Genomic DNA, 19742 nt, shown 5'->3' with positions numbered 1-19742 from the left:
TGACGGACCGCCGGTACCGGCTAACCTGCGCCGATCCCCATCAGTCGGACCGCGCACGGACCGCCGGCGAACCCCTCGACAACGCACCGGGGCCCCGCGACAGGTGTCGCGGGGCCCCGGTCGTTGCTGGAGGATCAGGCCAGGGGAAGGTCCGGGATCCGGGTGGCACGGGCGTACACCGTCTCGCCCTCGGTCAGGTGCAGCGCCGCGGCATCACCGCGGGTGACCTGGGCGGCGAACTGGTCACCGGTCGCGGCATTGCGCAGTTCCAGGCGCACCTCGAAACCGAGGCGCACGATCCGCTCCACCGTGGCCCTGGTGACGCCCGCCGATTCGGCGGTGCCCTCGTGTTCGGCCATCGCCATGCTCGGATCGCGCCCGACGCGGATGTCGTGCGGGCGGACCAGGTGGCCGTTGAGCCGGGCGACCGCGCCGAGGAACGACATCACGAACTCGTTGGCGGGCCGGTCGTAGACCTCCTCGGGCGAACCGACCTGCTCGATGCGGCCCTTGTTCATCACCGCGATCCGGTCGGCCACATCCAGGGCTTCCTCCTGGTCGTGGGTGACCAGGACGGTGGTCACGTGGACCTCGTCGTGCAGCCTGCGCAGCCACTGCCGCAGATCGGTGCGCACCTTCGCGTCGAGCGCGCCGAACGGCTCGTCCAGGAGCAGCACCTGCGGGTCGACGGCCAGCGCGCGGGCCAGCGCCATGCGCTGACGCTGACCGCCGGAGAGCTGCGCGGGATAGCGGTGCTGGAAACCGTCGAGTCCGACGATGCCGAGCAGCTCGTCGACGCGCTTGTCGATCTCCTTCTTCGGCCGCTTGCGGATGGTCAGGCCGAAGGCGACGTTGTCGCGCACGGTCATGTGCTTGAACGCGGCGTAGTGCTGGAACACGAAGCCGATATCGCGCTTCTGCGGCGCCACGTGGGTGACGTCGTTGCCCGCGATCACCACCACGCCCGAGTCGAGGGACTCGAGGCCGGCGATCGAGCGCAGCAGCGTCGACTTGCCCGAGCCCGACGGGCCGAGCAGGGCGGTGAGCTGGCCTGCGGGAATATCGATGCTGACATCGTCGAGGGCGGCGAAGGAACCGTAGTTCTTGCGCGCGTTGGTCACGGTGATCATTCGGTGCCCCGCTTGCGTTCGAGGAGAGTCATCAGGAGAAGGACGATCAGCGCCATACCCATGAGCAGGGTGGCCGCGCTGTAGGCGCCGAAGGTGTTGTGGTCGTTGATATAGCGGCCGTGCACCAGCAGGGTGAGCGTCTGGGACTTGCCGGGAAGCGCCGTGGAGACCATGATCACCGCGCCGAACTCGCCCAGCGCGCGGGCCACGGTGAGCACGACGCCGTAGGTCAGGCCCCAGCGGATGGCGGGCAGGGTGATGCGCCAGAACGTCTGCCAGCGCGAGGCGCCGAGGGTGGCCGCGGCCTGCTCCTGATCGTCACCGATCTCGTGCAGCACCGGCTCCACCTCACGCACCACGAACGGCAGCGTGACGAAGATGGTCGCGATCACCATGCCGGGCAGGCTGAAGATCACCTTGAATCCGAGTGATTCCAGCCCGCCGAACCAGCCGCCCGCGCCCCACAGCAGGATCAGTGACACACCGACGACCACCGGCGACACCGCGAACGGCAGGTCGACGATGCCCTGCATCAGACTGCGGCCCGGGAACTTGCTCCGGACCAGCGCCAGCGCCGTGACCACACCGAACACCACGTTCAGCGGCACCACGATGACCACGATGATCATCGACAGCTGGAACGCCGAGATGGCCGCGGGCGTGGTGATCGACTCGATGAACGCGCCGATCCCCCGCTCGAACGTGCGCAGCAAAATGATCACCAACGGCAGCACCAGCAGGATCAGCAGGTAGCCCAGCGCGACCGTGCGCAGCGAGATCCTGGTGAACGCGGACAGTTTCATCGGGCCGCCTCTTCTTTGCGCGAGGTGCGTTCGGCCAGGATCCGCAGCACGAGCAGGCTGACGAACGAGATCACCAGCAGCGCCACCGACACCGCGGCCGCGTTGACCGGCCGGTCGACCTCGATCTGCTGCTGGATGTACTGCGAGGTCATCTGCGTCTCGCGCGGAATATTGCCGCCGATCAGCACCACCGACCCGTACTCACCGATCGCCCTGGCGAAGGCGAGGCCGCCGCCGGAGATGATCGCCGGCGCCAGGGTGGGTAGCACGATGCGCCGGAAGGTGATCCAGTTGCTCGCGCCGAGTGACAGCGACGCCTGCTCCACTTCCTTGTCGACCTCGATCAGCACCGGCTGCACCGAGCGCACCACGAACGGCAGCGTGACGAAGGCCAGCGCCACCACCAGACCGGGCTGGGTGGCGTTGAGGTGGATGTCGACCGGGCTGTTCGGGCCGTAGAGCGAGAGCAACACGATCGAGGCGACGATCGTGGGCAGCGCGAACGGAAGGTCGATCAGCGCGTTGACGATGCCCTTGCCCGGGAACTCGTCACGAACCAGCACCCAGGCGATCAGCGTGCCCATCACGACATTGATCACGGCGACGATCACCGAGACGCCGATCGTCACCTTCAGCGAGTCGAGCGCCGAGGGCGCGGTGACCGCGTCCCAGAAGCCGGACCAGCCGTCTTCGAAGGAGCTGACGGTGAGCGCCGCCAGCGGCAGCAGCACGATGAGGCTGAGCCACAGCACGGCGACACCGATGCCGAACGGGCCCACCGACCCGGTGACGCGCAGCCAGGCCCAGCGAGGTCCGCGCGAGGTCGGCGGCTTTTTGTCCAGTTTCACGGCGCCGCCGGGATCGGAGGTATCCCCGGTCCCGGCGGGCCCACTGCTGTCAGTCACAGTTGTCCAGTATCGCGTGTGAGCCGGGTCACGGCCTACTTGGTGGCCTTGTCGTAGATGACGGCGACCTTGCCGGTGCCCTGCGCGAACAGATCCTTGTCGACGGCCTTCCAGCCACCGAGGTCATCGATGGTCCACAGCTTGGCCGGGGTCGGGAAGTCCTTGGCGAACTCGGCCGCGACCTTCGGGTCGACCGGACGGAAGCCGGCCTTCGCCCACGCCTTCTGGCCCTCGGCGGTGAACAGGAAGTCGCGGAACGCGGTGGCCTTGGCCAGGTTCTTCGAGTTCTTCAGCACCGCGACCGGGTTCTCGATCTTGAAGGTGGTCGGCGGGTTGATGTGCTCGATCGGGTCGCCGTTGCGCTCGGAGAAGATGGCCTCGTTCTCGTAGCTCAACAGCACGTCGCCGGTGCCCTGCAAGAAGGTCTCGGTGGCTTCACGGCCCGACTTGGGCTGCACCTTCACGTGCTCGGGCGAGACCAGCTGCGACAGGTAGTCCAGACCGGCCTGCTGGTTCTTGCCGCCGTCGCTCTTGGCGGCGTAGGGCGCGAGCAGGTTCCACTTGGCCGAGCCCGAGCTGAACGGGTTCGGGGTGACGACCTCGACACCCGGCTTCAGCAGGTCGTCCCAGTCCTTGATGCCCTTGGGGTTGCCCTTGCGCACCACCAGGGTGACGACCGAACCGAAGGGGATGCCCTTGGTGGCGTCGGCGTTCCAGGTGGACTCGACCAGACCGGCGTCGACCAGGCGGGTGATGTCGGGTTCGACGGAGAAGTTCACGACGTCGGCCTCTGCGCCGTCCTTGACCTTGCGCGACTGGTCGCCCGAGGCGCCGTACGAGGCCTGGACCTGCACACCCTTACCCGCGTCGGTCTTGTTGAACTCGGGCACGACCTTGTCGAAGCCCGGCTTCGGGACCGCGTAGGCGTAGAGATTGAGGGTGCCCCCGCTGCCGTCGGCCACGGTAGCGCCGCCGTCGGTCGAGTCGCTGGCGCCACCGCCGCAGGCGGTCAGGGCGACCGCGGCGACAGCAGTGAGAGCGATGGCGGCGGCGCGGCGGCGCGAGCCGATCCAGGTGTTGCGAGACATCGGGGTGTACCTTTCGGGAAAGGACCTGCGGCGCAACGATTTTCGTGGCGGCAGGGAAGATCGTGTCGATCGGTAGACCTGTCGTACGTGGATATACGACAGTTGGCGCGACTCGGGCCCAACGGCCCCCGGAGTGACGGACTACGACTGCGAAAGGAAAGCGCGCGCCAGTCTACTGGGCAAGAACGCGCAGCCGGGTCCGGTGGCCGATCATCGACAGAGAATGTCTGCGACCGCGAGGTTGCCGACAGCGATCAACGCCAACTCATGGCGGATCTGCGGGGCGACACTCGACGACACAGGCAGACTGTAGCAGATTGCGCCATGATGATCGCAATCGACGAGAGTTCTCTAACCAGGGGGGATTTCATCCTATGACCATGGCTCCAGACCGGGTTCGCACGAGTTTTCCGGAGATCAGCACGCGCACTTGGGAACACCCGGCCGACCGCACCGCGCTCGTGGCGCTGCGCTCGCTGAGCGGCTTCGACACGGTGCTGCGGGCACTGTCGGGATTGTTGCGGGAGCGCCAGCACCGGTTGATGTACCTGGCGACCGCCGTGCGGGTCGACGATCGGCAGTTCCGCACCCTGCACCAGTTGCGCGCGGACTGCGTCGGCGTGCTCGACGCGCAATCCACACCGGAGATGTTCGTGCTCCAGGACCCCTCGGTGAACGCGTTCACCATCGGGATGGACAAGCCGTTCATCGTGCTCACCACCGGCCTGCTCGAACTGATGGACACCGAGGAACTGCGGTTCGTGGTCGGCCACGAACTGGGCCACGCACTGTCCGGGCACGCGGTGTATCGCACGATGCTCATGCACCTGATGCGGCTGTCGGCCTCGGTCGGCTGGATGCCGGTGGGCGGCTGGGCGTTGCGCGCGATCGTGGCAGCGCTGATGGAGTGGAGCCGCAAGTCGGAGCTGTCCGGCGACCGGGCCGGGCTGCTGTGCTGCCAGGACGTGGAGGCTTCGGTGCGCGTGCACATGAAGACCGCGGGCGGCGCCTGGCTGCACGAGATGAACCACGGCGCGTTCCTCGACCAGGCCGATGACTACCTGCGCTCGGGCGACCTGCGCGACGGCGTGCTCAAGCTGCTCAACCTGGAACTGCAGTCGCATCCGTTCTCGGTGCTGCGCGCGGCCGAGCTGCGCCGCTGGATCCAGTCCGGCGAGTACGAGCGGGTGCTCGGCGGCAGCTATCCGCGTCGCGAGCAGGACAAGAACGCGCGGATCAGCGAGGAGGTCAAGGAGGCGACCCGGCACTACCGCGAGTCGTTCGACCAGTCCGAGGACCTGCTGGTCCGCACAGTGCGCGACCTCGGCCGCGACGTGGGCTCGGCGGTGAACACGGTGGGTCAGGAAGTCGGCCGCACGGTATCCGACCTGGGCAAACGTTTCGACGACTGGCGCAAGAACTAGCCGCAGTGTCGGCGCGGGCTGGTGCTCGCGCCGACTAGCGCGTGAAGAACCACGCGATGACGACCAGGACCAGTAGGGCGATGAGCGCGAGCTGGACGCGAGAACGTGGCATCAGCGGGCACCGCTGCCGACGGTCGGGCGTTCGGCGAGGGCGACCGGCATCGGCGGTTCGGTGCGATCGTCGCGGCGCAGCAGGCGGAAGGCCATACGCAGGCTTCGGTCGAGCAGGAAGGCGATGGCGAAGCTGATCGGGACCATGCCGACCAGCACCACGAGAAACTGCGGAATGAAGGGCAGCCCGGCTACCCAGAGTTCGAACCCGTCCCACCAACCTGCGATGCGTTGCACGCCGTCCAGCCTAGTCGGTCGCCGTGAACGCCCTCGCCGTCCGCATGGCCGCGGGCGAATTCCCGGCCGCGACCGGCCGATACGCCGAGATCGCCGCCCCCAGCGGTGGACGCGCGCCCACACCGCCGTGATGATGGGGTATGGAGTCTTCCAGCGCTGACAGCCTGCCGATTCTGAGTCCGGTGTCCTCCAGCGGCCGTCGCGGCGCGTTTCCCCCGATCGACGACTATGCCTTCCTGTCCGACTGTGAAACCAGCTGCCTGATCGCCAGCAGCGGTTCGGTGGAGTGGATGTGCGTGCCACGCCCGGACTCCCCCAGCATTTTCGGCGCGATCCTCGACCGCAGCGCCGGGCATTTCCGGATCGGCCCCTACGGAACGAACGTGCCCGCGGCGCGGCGCTACCTGCCGGGCGGGATGATCCTGGAAACCACCTGGCAGACCGAAACCGGCTGGCTGATCGTGCGCGACACCCTGGTACTCGGCCCGTGGCACAACAACAACGCCCGGTCCAAGACCCACCGGCGCACCCCGATGGACTGGGACGCCGAACACATCCTGCTGCGCACGGTCAAGTGTGTGAGCGGCACCGTCGAACTCGAAATGAGCTGCCAGCCCTCGTTCGACTATCACCAGCGCGGAGCCAAGTGGGAGTACACCGGCAAGGTCTACGAGCAGGCGACCGCGCGGGCGTCGAGCGATCCCGAGAGTGGGCCGTCGCTGATTCTCACCACCGATCTGCGCCTCGGTCTGGAGGGGAGGGAGGCACGCGCCCGCACCAGGATGGCCGAGGGCGACCAGGTGTTCGTCGCGCTCACCTGGTCGGAGCTACCCGCGCCCGCCACCTACGACGAGGCCGCGCAGAAGATGTGGGCGACCACCGAGTGCTGGCGGCGCTGGATCACCCAGGGTGATTTCCCCGACCATCCGTGGCGCAGCTACCTGCAGCGCAGCGCACTCACGCTCAAGGGGCTCACCTACGCGCCGACGGGCGCACTCCTCGCCGCCGCCACCACCTCACTTCCGGAAACCCCTGGTGGAGAACGTAACTGGGACTACCGCTACACGTGGGTGCGCGACGCGAGTTTCGCGCTGTGGGGCCTGTACACCCTCGGACTCGACCGCGAGGCCAACGACTTCTTCGCCTTCCTCGACGACGTCACCACCGGCGAGAACGGGGACGCGGTCCCCCTGCAGGTGCTCTACGGAATCGGCGGCGAACGGCAGATCACCGAATACGAGCTGCCGAATCTGTCCGGCTACGACGGCGCGCGCCCGGTCCGCGTCGGCAACGCCGCCTACGACCAGGACCAGCACGACATCTGGGGCACCATGCTCGACGCGGTGTACCTGCATGTGAAATCGCGCGGGCAGGTGCCGGAATCGCTGTGGCCGCTGCTCGAACGCACCGTGCACGCGGCGATCGCGAACTGGCGCAAACCCGATCGCGGGATCTGGGAGGTCCGCGGCGAACCGCAGGACTTCACCTCGTCGAAGGTGATGTGCTGGGTGGCACTGGATCGCGGCGCCCGGCTGGCGGAGTTGCACGGCCAGCACGAGCGCGCGGCCGAGTGGTTCGAGATCGCCGAGGAGATCCGCGACGACGTCCTCGAATTCGGTGTCAGCCCGGAGGGCATCTTCACTCAGACCTATGGTGGCAACACGCTCGACGCCTCGCTGCTGCTGGTGGTGCTGACCCGATTCCTGCCGCCCGACGATCCGCGCATCCGCGCGACGGTGCTCGCCATCGCCGATCGCCTCACCGTCAACGGACTGGTGCTGCGCTACCGCACCGAGACCACCGACGACGGTCTGGAAGGCGAGGAGGGCACCTTCACGATCTGTTCGTTCTGGCTGGTCTCGGCGCTGGTGGAGATCGGCGAACTCGAACGGGCCACCAATCTGTGTGAGCGGCTGCTCGGACTGGCCAGCCCGCTGCGCCTCTACGCCGAGGAGATCGACTCACGCACCGGGCGGCACCTGGGCAACTTCCCGCAGGCCTTCACTCACTTGGCGCTGATCAACGCCGTGACCCACGTGATCCGGGCCGAGGACCAGCGCAACGCGGGTCAGTTCCAGCCCGCGCACTCACCTTCGCACCGCTCATGAGACCGGGGCGTCCGACGCCTTCGCCCGTTGCCGAACACAGTGTTCGGCCCACCCCGGCGCCCGCTCAGTAGGCGAGGCGTTCGGCGCGGGCGCGTAGCCCCGCCACCGTGCGCAGGCCCGCGTCGATCTCGGTGATACGCAGTTCCCGATGGTCGCCGTAGCGCAGGCCTGTCTCCTCGGCGGCGCGCAGGGCCTCGTCGGCGGTACGGCCCACTTCGGCGGCGATCTCGGTGTAATGGTCGCGCAGCACACGTTGCAGGGAGCGAAGGCGGTTGCGTGATTCCTTGCCCACCTGGAAGATCACGTCGTCGGCCAGCCGGGCGACGGCCACCTTGGCCTCTGCCTGCCTGCGATGCTTGCGGTTCTTGCGGTCGTCCCACAGCGCGTTCACACCGAGCAGCACACCCGCGCCGGCGGAATACCAGTTCACCAGCGACATCCCGAGCAGGCTGGTGGCCAGACCGACCATCAGGATGCCGCCGTAGGAGCCACGCAGCGCGGTGAGCAGCTGCTGTCCCACTCCGGCTTTGGCACTTTCGAGGGGTTCCAGCGGCTGCACCGGCTCGAGAACCTCGCCGGGGTTGGTCAGCCGCAGTTCGGGCAGCGGCGGGGTTCGGTTGTCGGGCGGGAACTTCGAGGCCACCTGCTCGGTGAGCTCGACGGCACGGTAATGCGCCATCACGAAGTTCTCCTCGACCGCCTCACAGATCCGCGCGTCCAGTTCGGAGGCGAAATCGGACCACTTGCGGGCAGGGTCGGTGCGGGTGATCTCGGCCTCGGCCTCGCGGACCAGCGTGCGCAACCGGTGCCGCAGATCGTGTTCGATGTCGGCGCTGAGCTCGGAACTGCCGTCGACGAGGGTGACCTGCCAGGTGGCGGTGCGCTGTCGCAGCTGATCGGCGGTGGTGCGCGCGGCGGCGAGGCGCTGGGTGATCTCGGCGCGCCTGCGCGGGTCGCGCAGTGTGTCCGACTCGGCCCGCAGGGTGACGGTGAGCTGATCGGTGATCAGCGCGATATCGCGCACCGCGGCCGCCACGGCCACCGAATCGGCCTGGGCGACAACATATTCCCGCAGGTGATCGATGAGCTGGGGCACGCCCGACTCGGCATCACGCTGCTGGTCGCCGCGCTCGGCGGCCTCTCGGTGCAGCAGACCCGAGACGGGAGCCACCGCGAAGTTCAGCCCGGCACCGTCGAGCAGCGCGCGATTGCGTCGCTGGGTGAGCGACCAGTGCGGGTTGCGGTCGATCTTGGTGAGTACGCAGACCACCGACGGGCACACCTGCTCGACCCGGCGCAAGTAGTCCAGCTGCGCCTCGGTGAGCTCGGCGGCGGAGTCGGCGGCATAGAGCACGACATCGGCGGCGGCGATCATCGACCAGGCGGCCGCCTCGTGCGCGGTCGAGCCGGGCGCGTCCATCACGACGAGCCCGTCGGCCAGCAGCCCACTCGGCTCGGCGAACTCGGCGCGCAACACACCGAGCGAGGTCAGGGCGGGAAGCGGATTCAGCGGATCGACGGGCACCCGTTCGACCCGGCCACCCGGCGCCGACTTCACCAGCGTCGCCTTCGGTGCCTGGCCGTATTCGACGATCACCGGAACGCTCGGCTTGCCCTCGGTGGCACTGACCGGCGACCCGACCATGCTGTTGACCAGCGTGCTCATCCCCGCCTGCGGTTCGCCGACGACGACGATCCGGACCCGCGGATCGCTGAGCCTGGCCCGCACCATGCCCAGCCGGGCATCGAGGTCGTTGCGGCCGCCCGAGCGGACCAGTTCCCGCAGTTCGTCGACCAGCGCGACAACGGGAGCCATCACATCCGGATGCTTCACCGTCGCGGTCTGCAGTCCGGCTGCGGCAGACACCTGTTCCTCACTCTCGTCGCATCGACACGGCCGAAATCGTCGTGTCAGACCACGAAGTCATACCCGTGGTGCTCGATGGGAAACGCGGCTGCGTGCAAATCACCGCCACCCAAGCCCGTATCGAACAATCCGGCCGAGACGCCATGGTAACCGCTGTCGTGCTGGTCGAACTCGGCGGCGATCGGCTTGGTCTCGATGACCGGGGGTTTTACCGGCGCGACGGTCGGCTGCACGGTGACCGGCGGCGGGGTGACCACCGTCGGCGGGTCGATGTCGACGGTGGGCTGCTTGGTCGGCGGATCGATGGTCGGCTGCTTGGTCGGCGCCGTCGGCTGCTGGGTGGGCACCGTCGCACTCGTGTGCGGGGTGGTCTGGCTGGGCACATCGACGGTCGGCGTACTCCCACCGGTCGAGGGAGTCGTCACGCCGCCGGTGCTGGTCCCCGGCTTGGTGGTGAGGTCGTCGTCGGGAGTGGTCGGCATGGTCGGAACGGTCGAGCCGGTGTGGCCGGTCGGCGGCACGGTGATCGGCACCTTGGTGACGTCGGGCGCGGTCGGCGCCGTGACCGTGGGCACCTTCACCGTCGTCGGGGTGTCGAGGTCGACCGTCGGGACCTTGGAGGGAACCGTCACCGGCACGGTCGTCGGGGTGTGGCCGCCACCGGAGACTTCGGGCAGCACAACGGGTTTCGTGGGGGTGGGTGGGGTGAACAGCGCGGGCACCGAGGCCGCGGGCGCGGTCAGCGGCGACACGGCTTGGTGACCGAACACATTCGCGATCGGGGTGGAGGCCGCGTCGGGCTGGATGGTGGTCTGCAACGGCGTGCTGACCACGGGGTTGACCGCCACCGGCGCGGGCGCTGCGGGGGCGACAGGCACGGGCGCGGGAGCGATCGGGGCCGGCGCGTGCGCGGGAGCCGCGGCGAACGGTGTCGCCGGGGCGGGTGCGGGAGCCGCGATGGCCGGCGCGGGTGCCGCGAGCGCCGGGGCGGGCGCGGCGGGTGCCGTCGTGCCGGGCAGGCCGATGCCCGACGAGGACGAACCGGGCAGGCCGGGAGCGCCCGACGACGAGTTGCCCAGACCGGTTCCGCCGGACGCGGAAGTGCCGAGGCCGGATCCGGCCGGCGTGGTGCCTGCCGTGTCGCCGGGGACCTTCAGTCCGTCACCGAGCCACTGGCCGTAGTCGTCGAGCTGATCGCCGACCTGGCCGACCTGCACGTCGACCTTCATCTGCGACGTGGCCCACACGCCGTCGAGCCCGACGTGGACGTCGACCTGCCAGTCGGTGGTCACCATCGCGCCGACACCGTCGAACATGCCACCGATACCGTCGAATGCGCCGTCGAGGTTGCCGATCCCGTCGAACATGCCGCCGGGCGCGTTGGCACCGGCCGAACCGCCACCGGGCAACCCGACGCTGTCGTAGCCGGGGAGGCCGAACCCGTTGCCGGGCAGACCGTCGTAGCCCGGAATGCCGATACCGCCGCCGGGCAGACCGTCGAAACCGGGCAGACCGTGGCCGGTGCCGGGTAGCTCGAAACCGGGAAGGTTGCCGTGGCCCGGAAGACCTTCGAAACCGGGCAGATCGAAGCCGGGGTCCGGGGTGGTGCCGGGCAGCGGGTTCGGGGTGTCGTGGTACCCCGGTCCGGCGGGCGTGTGCCCGTAGCCCGGTATGCCGATACCGCTGGACGGCTCGTCGCTGCCGGGGATCCGGAATTCACGATCACCGTCGGAGCCGGGAACCTCTGGGCGCCGGGGGGATTCGTCCGTCGCCGCGACCATCGACACGTCGGGCTTGGGCGGCGCGGCGAAGGCCGTGTGCGGAATCACCGGGGCAGGCGGGGGCTCGACGGCCAGGTCGGGGAAGGTCACGATCGGACTCGGTGCGTCCGGGCTCGGATCAGTGGAAACGGTCTGCTGCGACCAGCCCGCGTACCTGCTGTCGGCATTGCTGGTGCCCGGCTCGCGCGTGGTCCCGTTGGCCGCGACCAACGCGCCACCGGTGACATAGGCGCCGGCCCTGGCCACCCGGGCTACGCCGTTGGCGATCCGGTAGGCCGTGTCCGACCCCTCCGACCCCTCTGCGCGCGCGGCACCGTCATCGAAAGGCAGATCACGCGTCATCAAAGCTCCAACACTCGCATCGCTGTGGTTCCCCACCACAAACAGCGGCGAAGTGAGGCCCATCCAACACTATTTCCCGGACATCGGCCTGTCATTTCGTGCAGGCCGGTTGGTACCCCGCTCACCTTATGGCGAGCAACATCTTTCGGCGAGCCCGGGGAATCAGGGGCGCGCACGATCCCAAGAGAACTCTAACGAATGCTCAACGGAGCGTGAAGATCGGAGCCCTAGCGTCGGTGCGGTCCACCGAGAAGGTCGGTGAAACGCACAGTCAGGAGCCCGATCATGACCGCACTCTCCACCCGTCACCGCGTCAAGGCCGCCGCACTACTCGGCGGTGCCGCCGTGATCACCGCCACTGCGGCGGGCGTCGCGTCCGCCGATCCGGGCGAGCGCCCCGACGACGGCCGGGCAACCACGATCATCTGCACCGCGCCGGGCGGCGGGCACGCCCCCGGTCTCCCCCCGCTGCCCGCCGGGCCCGGAGTCCGTTTCGAACGCATCGTTCCCGGTGTGCCCGGCCAGGAACCCGGCCGGATCCACATCGAGCGCGCGACCCCGGGCACCCCCGCACCATCGATGGACGGTCCCGTGGAATGTCAGCGGATCCACCCCGATGGTGAGCGCGCCATCGTCCCCGCGCGACCGTTCTGACCAGCATGAACAGCGGAAAACACTAGGGTGAGTGCATGACGGGACAGCAGATCTTGGTCGTCGACGACGAGGTCCGCGTGCTCGCGTCGCTGCGGCGCGGCCTCGAGCTCTCGGGCTTCGAGGTGATCACCGCGCCCGACGGCGCTCGCGCACTCTCCCTGGTGGGGACCGCTGCTCCCGACGCCATGGTGCTCGACGTGAACATGCCCGAACTCGACGGCGTCGGGGTGGTCACCGCCCTGCGTGCGATGGGCAACGACATCCCCATCTGTGTGCTCAGCGCGCGCAGCGCGGTCACCGACCGGATCGCCGCGCTCGAGCGTGGTGCCGACGACTATCTGACCAAGCCGTTCGATCTGGGCGAGCTGGTCGCGCGGCTGCGCGCGCTGTTGCGACGCAGACCGGTCACCGCCGCCCCGCCGGCCGACACGATCCAGGTCGGCGAGGTGATGATCGATCTGACCGGACATCGGGTGCACGCGGGGCCGGCCCCGATCGACCTCACCAAACGGGAGTTCGAGCTGCTCGCGATGCTGGCACGCAATGCCGGGATCGTGCTCGGGCGCGAGCAGATCCTGTCGACCGTCTGGGGGTACGACTTCAGCACCGACACCAATGTGGTCGATGTGTTCGTCTCGTATCTGCGGCGCAAACTGGAGGCCGAGGGTGTCGCGCGGGTGGTGCACACCGTGCGCGGGGTCGGGTTCGTGCTGCGGGATCAGCCGTGAGGGCCTCGTGGTCGTTGCGGGTCCGGGTCGCGTTGGTGTCGGCGGCGGTGGCCGCGCTGGTCGCGGTCACGCTCGGGCTGACCTACGCCGCGCTGCTGAAGGTGACGGGGACGAGCCAGCTCGATCAGACCGTGTCGAGCATGCGGGTACAGATCGCGCAGCGCTACGACGGCGTGCCCGGGGAACCACCCGAACTTCAGGCTCCCTCGGCCCCGGTTCCGTTGCCCACCACCGGGATAGCGCGTGAGCGCACCATCGTGGTCCCCGGCACCCCACCCGATGAGGCGCTCGCCCAGGTCCAGGGCGCCCCGGGGTTGCTGGTGCGGCTCGATCCCGATCGCGAACTCGTCGACGCCGCCATCACCCGCAGCCAGCTGATCGGCCTCGGCATCGGGGTGGCCGGGGTGATCGTCGCCGCCGTATTGGGTTGGGTGCTGGCCGGATTCGCCGCACGCCCGCTGCGCAGACTCGCCACCGCCACCCACGAGATCGACACACTCGACGAGTTGCCACCACTGTCGGGGCGCGGCGCCAAGGAGGCCGAGGAACTGTCCGACGCGATCAACCGGATGCTGGCACGCCTCGAGACCGCACACGGCCAGACCCGCCAGGCACTGGCCAGTGCCCGCGACTTCGCTGCCGTCTGCGCCCACGAGCTCCGCACTCCGCTCACCGCCATGCGTACCGACCTGCAGGTGCTGTCCGGCACCGAACTGCCCGCCGACCAGCGCGGCGCCGTCCTCGCCGATGTGCTGGCCGCCGAGGGTCAGATCGAGCGCACCCTCACCGATCTGGAACGCCTCGCCGTCGGCGATCTCACCGATCACGGTGCGTTCGAACCGTTCGAACTGTGCGAGACCCTCGATCGCACGGTGCAGAACGCTCGCCGCGCGAATCCCGGCGTCGACATCTCGCTCACCGCCTGCGATCCGGTCCCGGTACACGGACTGCCCGGCGGGATCATGCTGATCGTGACCAACGCGGTCGCCAACGCGGTCCTGCACGGCCGGGCCACCGAGGTCGCCGTCGCCGCACGGTCCACCGGCAACGGCGCCGAGATCACCATCGACGACAACGGCACGGGCATACCGGAACACCTGTCCCCCACCGCTTTCGACCGCTTCGCCAAACGCCCCGGCTCTCCCGGCTCGGGTCTCGGCCTCGCACTGGTCCGCCAGCAGGCCGAGTTGCATTCCGGTACCGCCGAACTCGCCCCCAGCCCGCTCGGCGGCGTGCGCCTGCGGGTGGAAATAGCTCAGGCGCCGGTGAGCACCGGCGCCTGAGCGGTCGTTCTGAGAGCTTGCCTACTTCTTGGGCTTGTCCGAATCCGAGGACAGCGCCGCCACGAAGGCTTCCTGAGGGACCTCCACGCGACCGATGGTCTTCATGCGCTTCTTGCCCTCCTTCTGCTTCTCGAGGAGCTTGCGCTTGCGGCTGATGTCGCCGCCGTAGCACTTGGCGAGGACGTCCTTGCGGATCGCCCGAATGTTCTCGCGGGCAATGATCTTCGCGCCGATCGCCGCCTGGATCGGCACCTCGAACTGCTGACGCGGGATCAGTTCGCGCAGCTTGGTCGTCATCTTGTGCCCGTAGCCCTGCGCGGCATCGCGGTGCACGATCGCGCTGAACGCGTCGACGGCCTCACCCTGGAGCAGGATGTCGACCTTCACCAGATCGGCTTCCTGCTCGCCCGCCTCTTCGTAGTCGAGGCTGGCGTAGCCGCGAGTGCGCGACTTCAGCAGGTCGAAGAAGTCGAAGATGATCTCGGCCATCGGCATGGTGTAGCGCAGCTCGACGCGGGTCTCGGACAGGTAGTCCATGCCGCCCAGTTCGCCGCGACGCTGCTGGCACAGCTCCATGATCGAGCCGATGAACTCACTCGGCGAGATGACGGTGCACTTCACGATGGGTTCGTACACGTGCCGCGACTTGCCCTCCGGCCAGTACGACGGGTTGGTGACAACGTGTTCGGTGCCGTCCTCCATCTCCACCCGGTACACCACGTTGGGTGCGGTGGAGATGAGCTCGAGACCGAACTCGCGCTGCAACCGCTCGCGGGTGATCTCCATGTGCAGCAGACCGAGGAAGCCACAGCGGAAGCCGAAGCCCAGCGCCACCGAGGTCTCCGGCTCGTAGGTGAGCGCGGCATCGTTGAGCTGCAGCTTGTCCAGCGCGTCACGCAGATCCGGATAGTCGGAGCCGTCGACCGGGTACAGACCGGAGTAGACCATCGGTCGCGGCTCGCGGTAGCCGGTGAGTGCTTCGGTGGCGCCGTTGCGGGCGCTGGTGACGGTATCGCCGACCTTCGACTGGCGCACGTCTTTCACGCCGGTGATCAGATAGCCGACCTCGCCGACGCCCAGCCCCTGGGTGGGCTTGGGTTCGGGCGAGACGATGCCGACTTCCAGCAGCTCGTGGGTCGCGCCGGTCGACATCATCTTGATCTTCTCGCGTGGGGAGATCTTGCCGTCGACCACGCGGATGTAGGTGACCACACCCCGGTAGGTGTCGTAGACCGAGTCGAAGATCATCGCGCGGGCCGGTGCGTCGGCGTCGCCCACCGGAGCGGGGACGGCCTCGATCACCTTGTCCAGCAGCTCGGTCACGCCGACACCGGTCTTGCCCGAGACCCGCAGCACGTCGCCCGGCTCGCAGCCGACGATGTGGGCCAGCTCGGCGGCGTAGCGATCGGGGTCCGCGGCGGGCAGGTCGATCTTGTTGAGCACCGGAATGATCGTGAGATCCTTCTCCAGCGCCAGATACAGGTTCGCGAGAGTCTGCGCCTCGATGCCCTGGGCGGCGTCGACCAGCAGGATCGCGCCCTCACAGGCCTCGAGCGCGCGCGAGACCTCGTAGGTGAAGTCGACGTGGCCCGGGGTGTCGATCAGGTGCAGGACGTAGTCGGTGCCGTCGACCTGCCACGGCAACCGCACGTTCTGCGCCTTGATCGTGATGCCGCGCTCACGCTCGATGTCCATCCTGTCCAGGTACTGGGCACGCATGGCCCGCTCCTCGACCACACCGGTCAGCTGCAACATCCGATCGGCCAGGGTCGACTTGCCATGGTCGATGTGGGCGATGATGCAGAAGTTCCGGATCCGGGACGGATCGGTGAACGTCGTATCGGCAAAACTGGAAGCCACTCCACTCCTCGCGGGGTATAGGCGAACTGCGCCCATCGTCCCATGCGCCCAGCTACTCCACTCGCACCGGTGCACCCGACCGCGTCATTCCTGCGAGCCCGGGCCCTGTCACCGGTGCACCGAAGTGCGAGTCGGCGTTATATTTCACAGATGGCCAGCAGTTGGAACAGTCTCGGCAAGCAGCTCGGCGTCATCGCCAAGGAGCAGGGGCCCAAAATCGTGCGCAAGCAGGGGCCACGACTGCTCGAGAAGCTGGTGGACGCACTGGCGACCAAGCCGGGACCCGCCGTCGCGGTGCGCCCGACGGCCTCGACCCCCGTGCCGACGGCGCATCGCGCCCGCCAGATCGTCTACTGCCCGCAGCTCGACGGGCGCGCCGACCCCGGGGAGATCGTGTGGACCTGGGTGCCGTTCGAGGAAGACCCGACCAATGGCAAGGACCGGCCCGTGCTGGTGGTCGGGCGCGACCGCAAGACTCTGCTCGGACTGATGCTGTCGTCGAAGGCCGACCGCGCCCACGACCACAACTGGGTGGGCATCGGCACCGGCCCATGGGATCACGACGGCAGGCCGAGCTGGGTACGGCTGGACCGGGTACTCGACGTGCCGGAGGACGGTATCCGGCGCGAGGGCGCGATCGTCGAGCGCAAGACCTTCGATCTGGTCGCGCATCGGTTGGTAGCCGAATACAGCTGGAGCTGAACGACAATCGAACCCCGACCCGGAGACATCCGGATCGGGGTTCGACGGTTGGTAGCTAGGAGTGCAGGTCCTTGGATCGGCCGAAGATCAGGCCGTAGAGCAGTGCGCCCAGCGCCCCGCCGATCAGCGGGAACACGATGAACGCCCATATCTGCCCCATCGCCCCGTCCTGATACGGCGCGACGCCCAGGCTGCGCGCCGGGTTCACCGAGGTGTTGTCGATCGGCAGCGAGACCAGGTAGATCACCGTGAGCGTGACGCCGATCGAGAGCCCGGCCAGTGGCACGTCGGAGATCTGATCGGTCGAGGCCAGCACCACGAACACCAGCAGCGCGGTGAGCATCACCTCGATGATGATGGTGGCCGCCAAGCCGTACCCGTTCTGCACCACCACATCACCGAGCGGACCGGTCACCGCCGACGGACTGTGCGCACCCCAGCCGTTGGCGCCCAGACCGTCGACCGGCCGGTCGTAGGCGGGCAGATTGTTGGCCAACGCGAACACCACCAGTCCGGCGAGGAACGCGCCGACCACCTGGGCGATCACATAGCCGACCGCACCGATCGCACTGATCCGCCCGAGCAACATGTGCCCGAGCGTGACAGCCGGGTTGACATGGCAGCCCGAGATCGGCCCGATCGCGTAGACCAGGAACAGCAGCGACAGTCCGAAGGCGAAGGCGACACCGAGCGGGCCCACCCGATCACCCGCCAGCACCATCGTGCCGACGCCACAGACCACGAGGACGAAGGTGCCGAGCGCCTCGGCCACCCACTTCTTCGGCTCCGGGACGACTTCGATTTCGACGAGTTCCTGTGCAGTGGGAGACATCGGCCGCCACCTCTCCGGGAGGAATAAACCCCGCGGCGAGCGGGGTCCGCACGAGCCTCTCGGACACTACGCGAGCCGGGTGACCTCCACAACGACCTCCAGGTCTGTCGAGCCGCCGCCGGAGAACACGCCTTTCAACGGCGGCACATCGGCGTAGTCACGACCGACGCCGACCGACACGTGCTGCTCGTTGACGGCGAGATTGTTGGTCGGGTCGTAGCCCCACCACTGCCCGGTCCACGCCTCGATCCACGCGTGCGACTGGCCCGCCACCGTTTCGCCGATCGCCGCACCCGGCTTCGGATGCAAGTACCCGGACACGTAGCGACTGGGAATTCCCATGCTGCGCAACAACACCAGTGTCAGGTGGGCGTAGTCCTGGCATACGCCGCGACGCTCGGCGAAGGCCTGCAGCGCCGAGGTGTGCACCGAGGTCGTGCCCGCGATGTAGTCCATCTCCTTGTGCACCCACTCGGCCGCGCGCACCACCGCCTTGGCCGGCTCCTCACCGCGCGAGAGCTGACGCGCCACCGTCGACAGTTTGCGATCGCGCGGCACATAGGCGGTGGGACTGAGCATTTCGTCGAACCGGTCGACGACCCGCCCGCCCTGCAGTTCGTCCCAGCTCAGTTCCTCGGTGGGTTCGGCGAACGGTTCGGTCTCGACCACCGAGGACCCGGTCACCTCGAGTTCGGTGTGCGGTGCGTGCAGGTCGAAGGCCGTGACGGCGGTGCCCCAGTAGTCGGTGTAGCGATAAGCCCTGGTGGCGGGCACGGTTTCGACGCGATTGAGGATCACGTTCTGCCTGCTGTCGGCGCGCGGGGTGAGCCTGGCCTCGTTGAACGAGCGCGTCACGGGCGCGTCGTAGACATAACCGGTGGTGTGCACCACCCTGATCCGCCAACTCATAGCTCTCCCTCTACCTGCACGCGGCTGTCCTGCTTGCTGCGCACGTCGGTCCACGCCACCCACGGGGCGGCATGGAAGTACTGGCGTGACACGGCTTCACTGAGCTCACGGCACGATTTCTGCAGGGCGAGCAGGCGGCTCTGCAGATCTTCCAACAACACTCCCGGCGGCAGGAACTCGAGTTCGCTGCGCGCGCGTCCGAGCACCCGTTGCGCCTCGTGCCGCGCGCCGACGCGACTGCCCGGCCGCTGATCCAGCTCGGTCAGGCAGGCCTCGGCGACGCGCAGCGTGTGGAACACCGAACGCGGGAACAGGCGGTCGATCAGGATGAACTCGGCGACTCTGGCCGCGTCGAGGGCGCCGCGATGGGTGCGCAGGTAGGTGTCGTGCGCGCCCGCCGAGCGCAGCACCGTCACCCAGGCGGGCGAGGAGGTCTTGTCACCGGCGCGTGAGAGCAGCAGGCGCACCATCATGTCCACGCGTTCGATGGAACGCCCGAGCAGCAGGAAGCGGTAGCCGTCGTCACGACTCAGGGTCGAGTCGGTCAGTCCGGTGAACATCGCCGCCCTGCCCTTGATGTAGGAGAAGAACTCGTGCGGACCGAGGCCACGCGCCGCCCGCTCCGCCGCGGCCATGCCGTTGTAGGTGGCATTGAGGCACTCCCACATCTCACTCGAGGTGACTTCGCGTGCGCCGCGGGCGTTCTCGCGGGCTTTGGTGATGGAGTCACTGATCGAGACGCCGTGATCGTGGCTGTAGGCGACGAGATCGGTGACCGACCACACGTCGAGGCGAAGGCCCTCGGGTGGTTCGATCCCGAGCACCTTCAGCAGCACGCGAGACGTGCGGTCCGCGTCGACAGTGGCGTCTTCGAGCAGTTGGTGCACCGCCACGTCCAGGATGCGCGCTGTGTCGTCGGCGCGCTCGACGTATCGGCCGATCCAGTAGAGGGATTCGGCGTTTCGAGCAAGCATGTCT

18 protein-coding genes are annotated in these 19742 nt (G+C 68.3%); 6 read left to right on the top strand and 12 right to left on the bottom strand.

The annotated features are described in order from the left end of the window. Nucleotides 1-134: 134 nt before the first annotated feature. The 5 genes from ACFQ9R_RS25865 to ACFQ9R_RS25845 all read right to left on the bottom strand — a co-directional run bounded on the left by ACFQ9R_RS25865 (nucleotide 135) and on the right by ACFQ9R_RS25845 (nucleotide 4226). Nucleotides 135-1130, bottom strand: coding sequence for a sulfate/molybdate ABC transporter ATP-binding protein (locus ACFQ9R_RS25865; protein WP_378993816.1), 996 nt, complete (start codon nucleotides 1128-1130; stop codon nucleotides 135-137). Further along, nucleotides 1127-1933, bottom strand: a complete 807-nt coding sequence (gene cysW, locus ACFQ9R_RS25860) for a sulfate ABC transporter permease subunit CysW (protein ID WP_378993813.1) — start codon at nucleotides 1931-1933, stop codon at nucleotides 1127-1129. The genes ACFQ9R_RS25865 and cysW overlap by 4 nt, the downstream gene beginning before the upstream one ends. Beyond that, nucleotides 1930-2781 carry a sulfate ABC transporter permease subunit CysT gene (gene cysT, locus ACFQ9R_RS25855; RefSeq protein WP_378637744.1) on the bottom strand — a complete coding sequence of 284 codons (852 nt, stop codon included), beginning with the start codon at nucleotides 2779-2781 and terminating at the stop codon, nucleotides 1930-1932. Before cysT ends, cysW begins: the two co-directional genes overlap by 4 nt. Nucleotides 2782-2873: 92 nt before the next feature. Then, nucleotides 2874-3926, bottom strand: coding sequence for a sulfate ABC transporter substrate-binding protein (locus ACFQ9R_RS25850; protein WP_378993812.1), 1053 nt, complete (start codon nucleotides 3924-3926; stop codon nucleotides 2874-2876). 210 nt (nucleotides 3927-4136) lie between these two features. Then, nucleotides 4137-4226 (bottom strand): Ms4533A family Cys-rich leader peptide, encoded by a 90-nt coding sequence (locus ACFQ9R_RS25845; RefSeq protein WP_019045829.1) that lies wholly within the window; start codon nucleotides 4224-4226, stop codon nucleotides 4137-4139. A gap of 74 nt (nucleotides 4227-4300) precedes the next feature. On the opposite strand from ACFQ9R_RS25845, the gene ACFQ9R_RS25840 reads away from it, so the two are divergent. Next, nucleotides 4301-5350, top strand: a complete 1050-nt coding sequence (locus tag ACFQ9R_RS25840; RefSeq protein ID WP_378993810.1) for a M48 family metallopeptidase — start codon at nucleotides 4301-4303, stop codon at nucleotides 5348-5350. A 111-nt stretch (nucleotides 5351-5461) separates the two neighbouring features. On the opposite strand, the gene ACFQ9R_RS25835 is transcribed toward ACFQ9R_RS25840, so the two are convergent. Beyond that, the gene (locus ACFQ9R_RS25835) at nucleotides 5462-5698 is read right to left on the bottom strand and encodes a hypothetical protein (RefSeq protein WP_378993808.1); all 237 of its coding nucleotides are present in this window, start codon (nucleotides 5696-5698) and stop codon (nucleotides 5462-5464) included. Nucleotides 5699-5838: 140 nt separating this feature from the next. Here ACFQ9R_RS25835 and ACFQ9R_RS25830 point away from each other — a divergent pair, with 140 nt between their 5' ends. Next, complete coding sequence (locus tag ACFQ9R_RS25830; RefSeq protein WP_378993806.1) at nucleotides 5839-7806, top strand: glycoside hydrolase family 15 protein; 1968 nt, start codon at nucleotides 5839-5841, stop codon at nucleotides 7804-7806. Between the two features lie 64 nt (nucleotides 7807-7870). On the opposite strand, the gene ACFQ9R_RS25825 is transcribed toward ACFQ9R_RS25830, so the two are convergent. Both ACFQ9R_RS25825 and ACFQ9R_RS25820 read right to left on the bottom strand, forming a co-directional pair. Beyond that, nucleotides 7871-9673 carry a hypothetical protein gene (locus ACFQ9R_RS25825; RefSeq protein WP_378993804.1) on the bottom strand — a complete coding sequence of 601 codons (1803 nt, stop codon included), beginning with the start codon at nucleotides 9671-9673 and terminating at the stop codon, nucleotides 7871-7873. Nucleotides 9674-9717: 44 nt separating this feature from the next. After that, nucleotides 9718-11796, bottom strand: a complete 2079-nt coding sequence (locus ACFQ9R_RS25820) for a hypothetical protein (RefSeq protein WP_378993802.1) — start codon at nucleotides 11794-11796, stop codon at nucleotides 9718-9720. A 285-nt stretch (nucleotides 11797-12081) separates the two neighbouring features. Between ACFQ9R_RS25820 and ACFQ9R_RS25815 the strand changes: the two genes are divergently transcribed. From ACFQ9R_RS25815 to ACFQ9R_RS25805, 3 genes are read left to right on the top strand one after another with little or no spacing between them, the layout of a single operon-like run. Beyond that, complete coding sequence (locus tag ACFQ9R_RS25815; RefSeq protein ID WP_378993800.1) at nucleotides 12082-12450, top strand: hypothetical protein; 369 nt, start codon at nucleotides 12082-12084, stop codon at nucleotides 12448-12450. Between the two features lie 35 nt (nucleotides 12451-12485). Further along, complete coding sequence (locus ACFQ9R_RS25810) at nucleotides 12486-13178, top strand: response regulator transcription factor (RefSeq protein ID WP_378993798.1); 693 nt, start codon at nucleotides 12486-12488, stop codon at nucleotides 13176-13178. Continuing rightward, nucleotides 13175-14461 (top strand): ATP-binding protein, encoded by a 1287-nt coding sequence (locus tag ACFQ9R_RS25805; RefSeq protein WP_378993796.1) that lies wholly within the window; start codon nucleotides 13175-13177, stop codon nucleotides 14459-14461. The genes ACFQ9R_RS25810 and ACFQ9R_RS25805 overlap by 4 nt, the downstream gene beginning before the upstream one ends. Nucleotides 14462-14482: 21 nt before the next feature. Here ACFQ9R_RS25805 and lepA read toward each other — a convergent pair whose 3' ends face one another. Further along, complete coding sequence (gene lepA, locus ACFQ9R_RS25800) at nucleotides 14483-16357, bottom strand: translation elongation factor 4 (RefSeq protein ID WP_378993794.1); 1875 nt, start codon at nucleotides 16355-16357, stop codon at nucleotides 14483-14485. Nucleotides 16358-16471: 114 nt separating this feature from the next. Between lepA and ACFQ9R_RS25795 the strand changes: the two genes are divergently transcribed. Then, nucleotides 16472-17023, top strand: a complete 552-nt coding sequence (locus ACFQ9R_RS25795; protein WP_101463946.1) for a type II toxin-antitoxin system PemK/MazF family toxin — start codon at nucleotides 16472-16474, stop codon at nucleotides 17021-17023. A gap of 55 nt (nucleotides 17024-17078) precedes the next feature. Here the strand turns inward: ACFQ9R_RS25795 and ACFQ9R_RS25790 are convergent, their stop codons facing one another. From ACFQ9R_RS25790 to ACFQ9R_RS25780, 3 genes are all read right to left on the bottom strand, one after another. Further along, complete coding sequence (locus ACFQ9R_RS25790) at nucleotides 17079-17855, bottom strand: aquaporin (protein WP_378993791.1); 777 nt, start codon at nucleotides 17853-17855, stop codon at nucleotides 17079-17081. Nucleotides 17856-17921: 66 nt separating this feature from the next. Next, on the bottom strand, nucleotides 17922-18764 hold the full coding sequence (locus ACFQ9R_RS25785; protein ID WP_378637428.1) for a transglutaminase domain-containing protein: 843 nt from the start codon (nucleotides 18762-18764) through the stop codon (nucleotides 17922-17924). Further along, complete coding sequence (locus ACFQ9R_RS25780) at nucleotides 18761-19738, bottom strand: alpha-E domain-containing protein (RefSeq protein ID WP_101463949.1); 978 nt, start codon at nucleotides 19736-19738, stop codon at nucleotides 18761-18763. The genes ACFQ9R_RS25785 and ACFQ9R_RS25780 overlap by 4 nt, the downstream gene beginning before the upstream one ends. Nucleotides 19739-19742 lie beyond the last annotated feature (4 nt).

This window comes from Nocardia sp. NPDC056541 (assembly GCF_042794235.1).
In the GTDB taxonomy this organism is placed as follows: Bacteria; Actinomycetota; Actinomycetes; order Mycobacteriales; family Mycobacteriaceae; genus Nocardia.
Note: the sequence above shows the minus strand (reverse complement) of the source record. Positions and strands in the feature narration are given on the sequence as shown.

Coding starts and splice junctions, on each gene's coding strand:
- ACFQ9R_RS25820 (WP_378993802.1), bottom strand. CDS start 11,796: ATGACGCGTGATCTGCCTTTCGATGACGGTGCCGCGCGCGCAGAGGGG.
- ACFQ9R_RS25815 (WP_378993800.1), top strand. CDS start 12,082: ATGACCGCACTCTCCACCCGTCACCGCGTCAAGGCCGCCGCACTACTC.
- ACFQ9R_RS25830 (WP_378993806.1), top strand. CDS start 5,839: ATGGAGTCTTCCAGCGCTGACAGCCTGCCGATTCTGAGTCCGGTGTCC.
- ACFQ9R_RS25840 (WP_378993810.1), top strand. CDS start 4,301: ATGACCATGGCTCCAGACCGGGTTCGCACGAGTTTTCCGGAGATCAGC.
- lepA (WP_378993794.1), bottom strand. CDS start 16,357: ATGGGCGCAGTTCGCCTATACCCCGCGAGGAGTGGAGTGGCTTCCAGT.
- ACFQ9R_RS25865 (WP_378993816.1), bottom strand. CDS start 1,130: ATGATCACCGTGACCAACGCGCGCAAGAACTACGGTTCCTTCGCCGCC.
- ACFQ9R_RS25795 (WP_101463946.1), top strand. CDS start 16,472: ATGGCCAGCAGTTGGAACAGTCTCGGCAAGCAGCTCGGCGTCATCGCC.
- cysW (WP_378993813.1), bottom strand. CDS start 1,933: ATGAAACTGTCCGCGTTCACCAGGATCTCGCTGCGCACGGTCGCGCTG.
- ACFQ9R_RS25780 (WP_101463949.1), bottom strand. CDS start 19,738: ATGCTTGCTCGAAACGCCGAATCCCTCTACTGGATCGGCCGATACGTC.
- ACFQ9R_RS25790 (WP_378993791.1), bottom strand. CDS start 17,855: ATGTCTCCCACTGCACAGGAACTCGTCGAAATCGAAGTCGTCCCGGAG.
- ACFQ9R_RS25810 (WP_378993798.1), top strand. CDS start 12,486: ATGACGGGACAGCAGATCTTGGTCGTCGACGACGAGGTCCGCGTGCTC.
- ACFQ9R_RS25850 (WP_378993812.1), bottom strand. CDS start 3,926: ATGTCTCGCAACACCTGGATCGGCTCGCGCCGCCGCGCCGCCGCCATC.
- ACFQ9R_RS25785 (WP_378637428.1), bottom strand. CDS start 18,764: ATGAGTTGGCGGATCAGGGTGGTGCACACCACCGGTTATGTCTACGAC.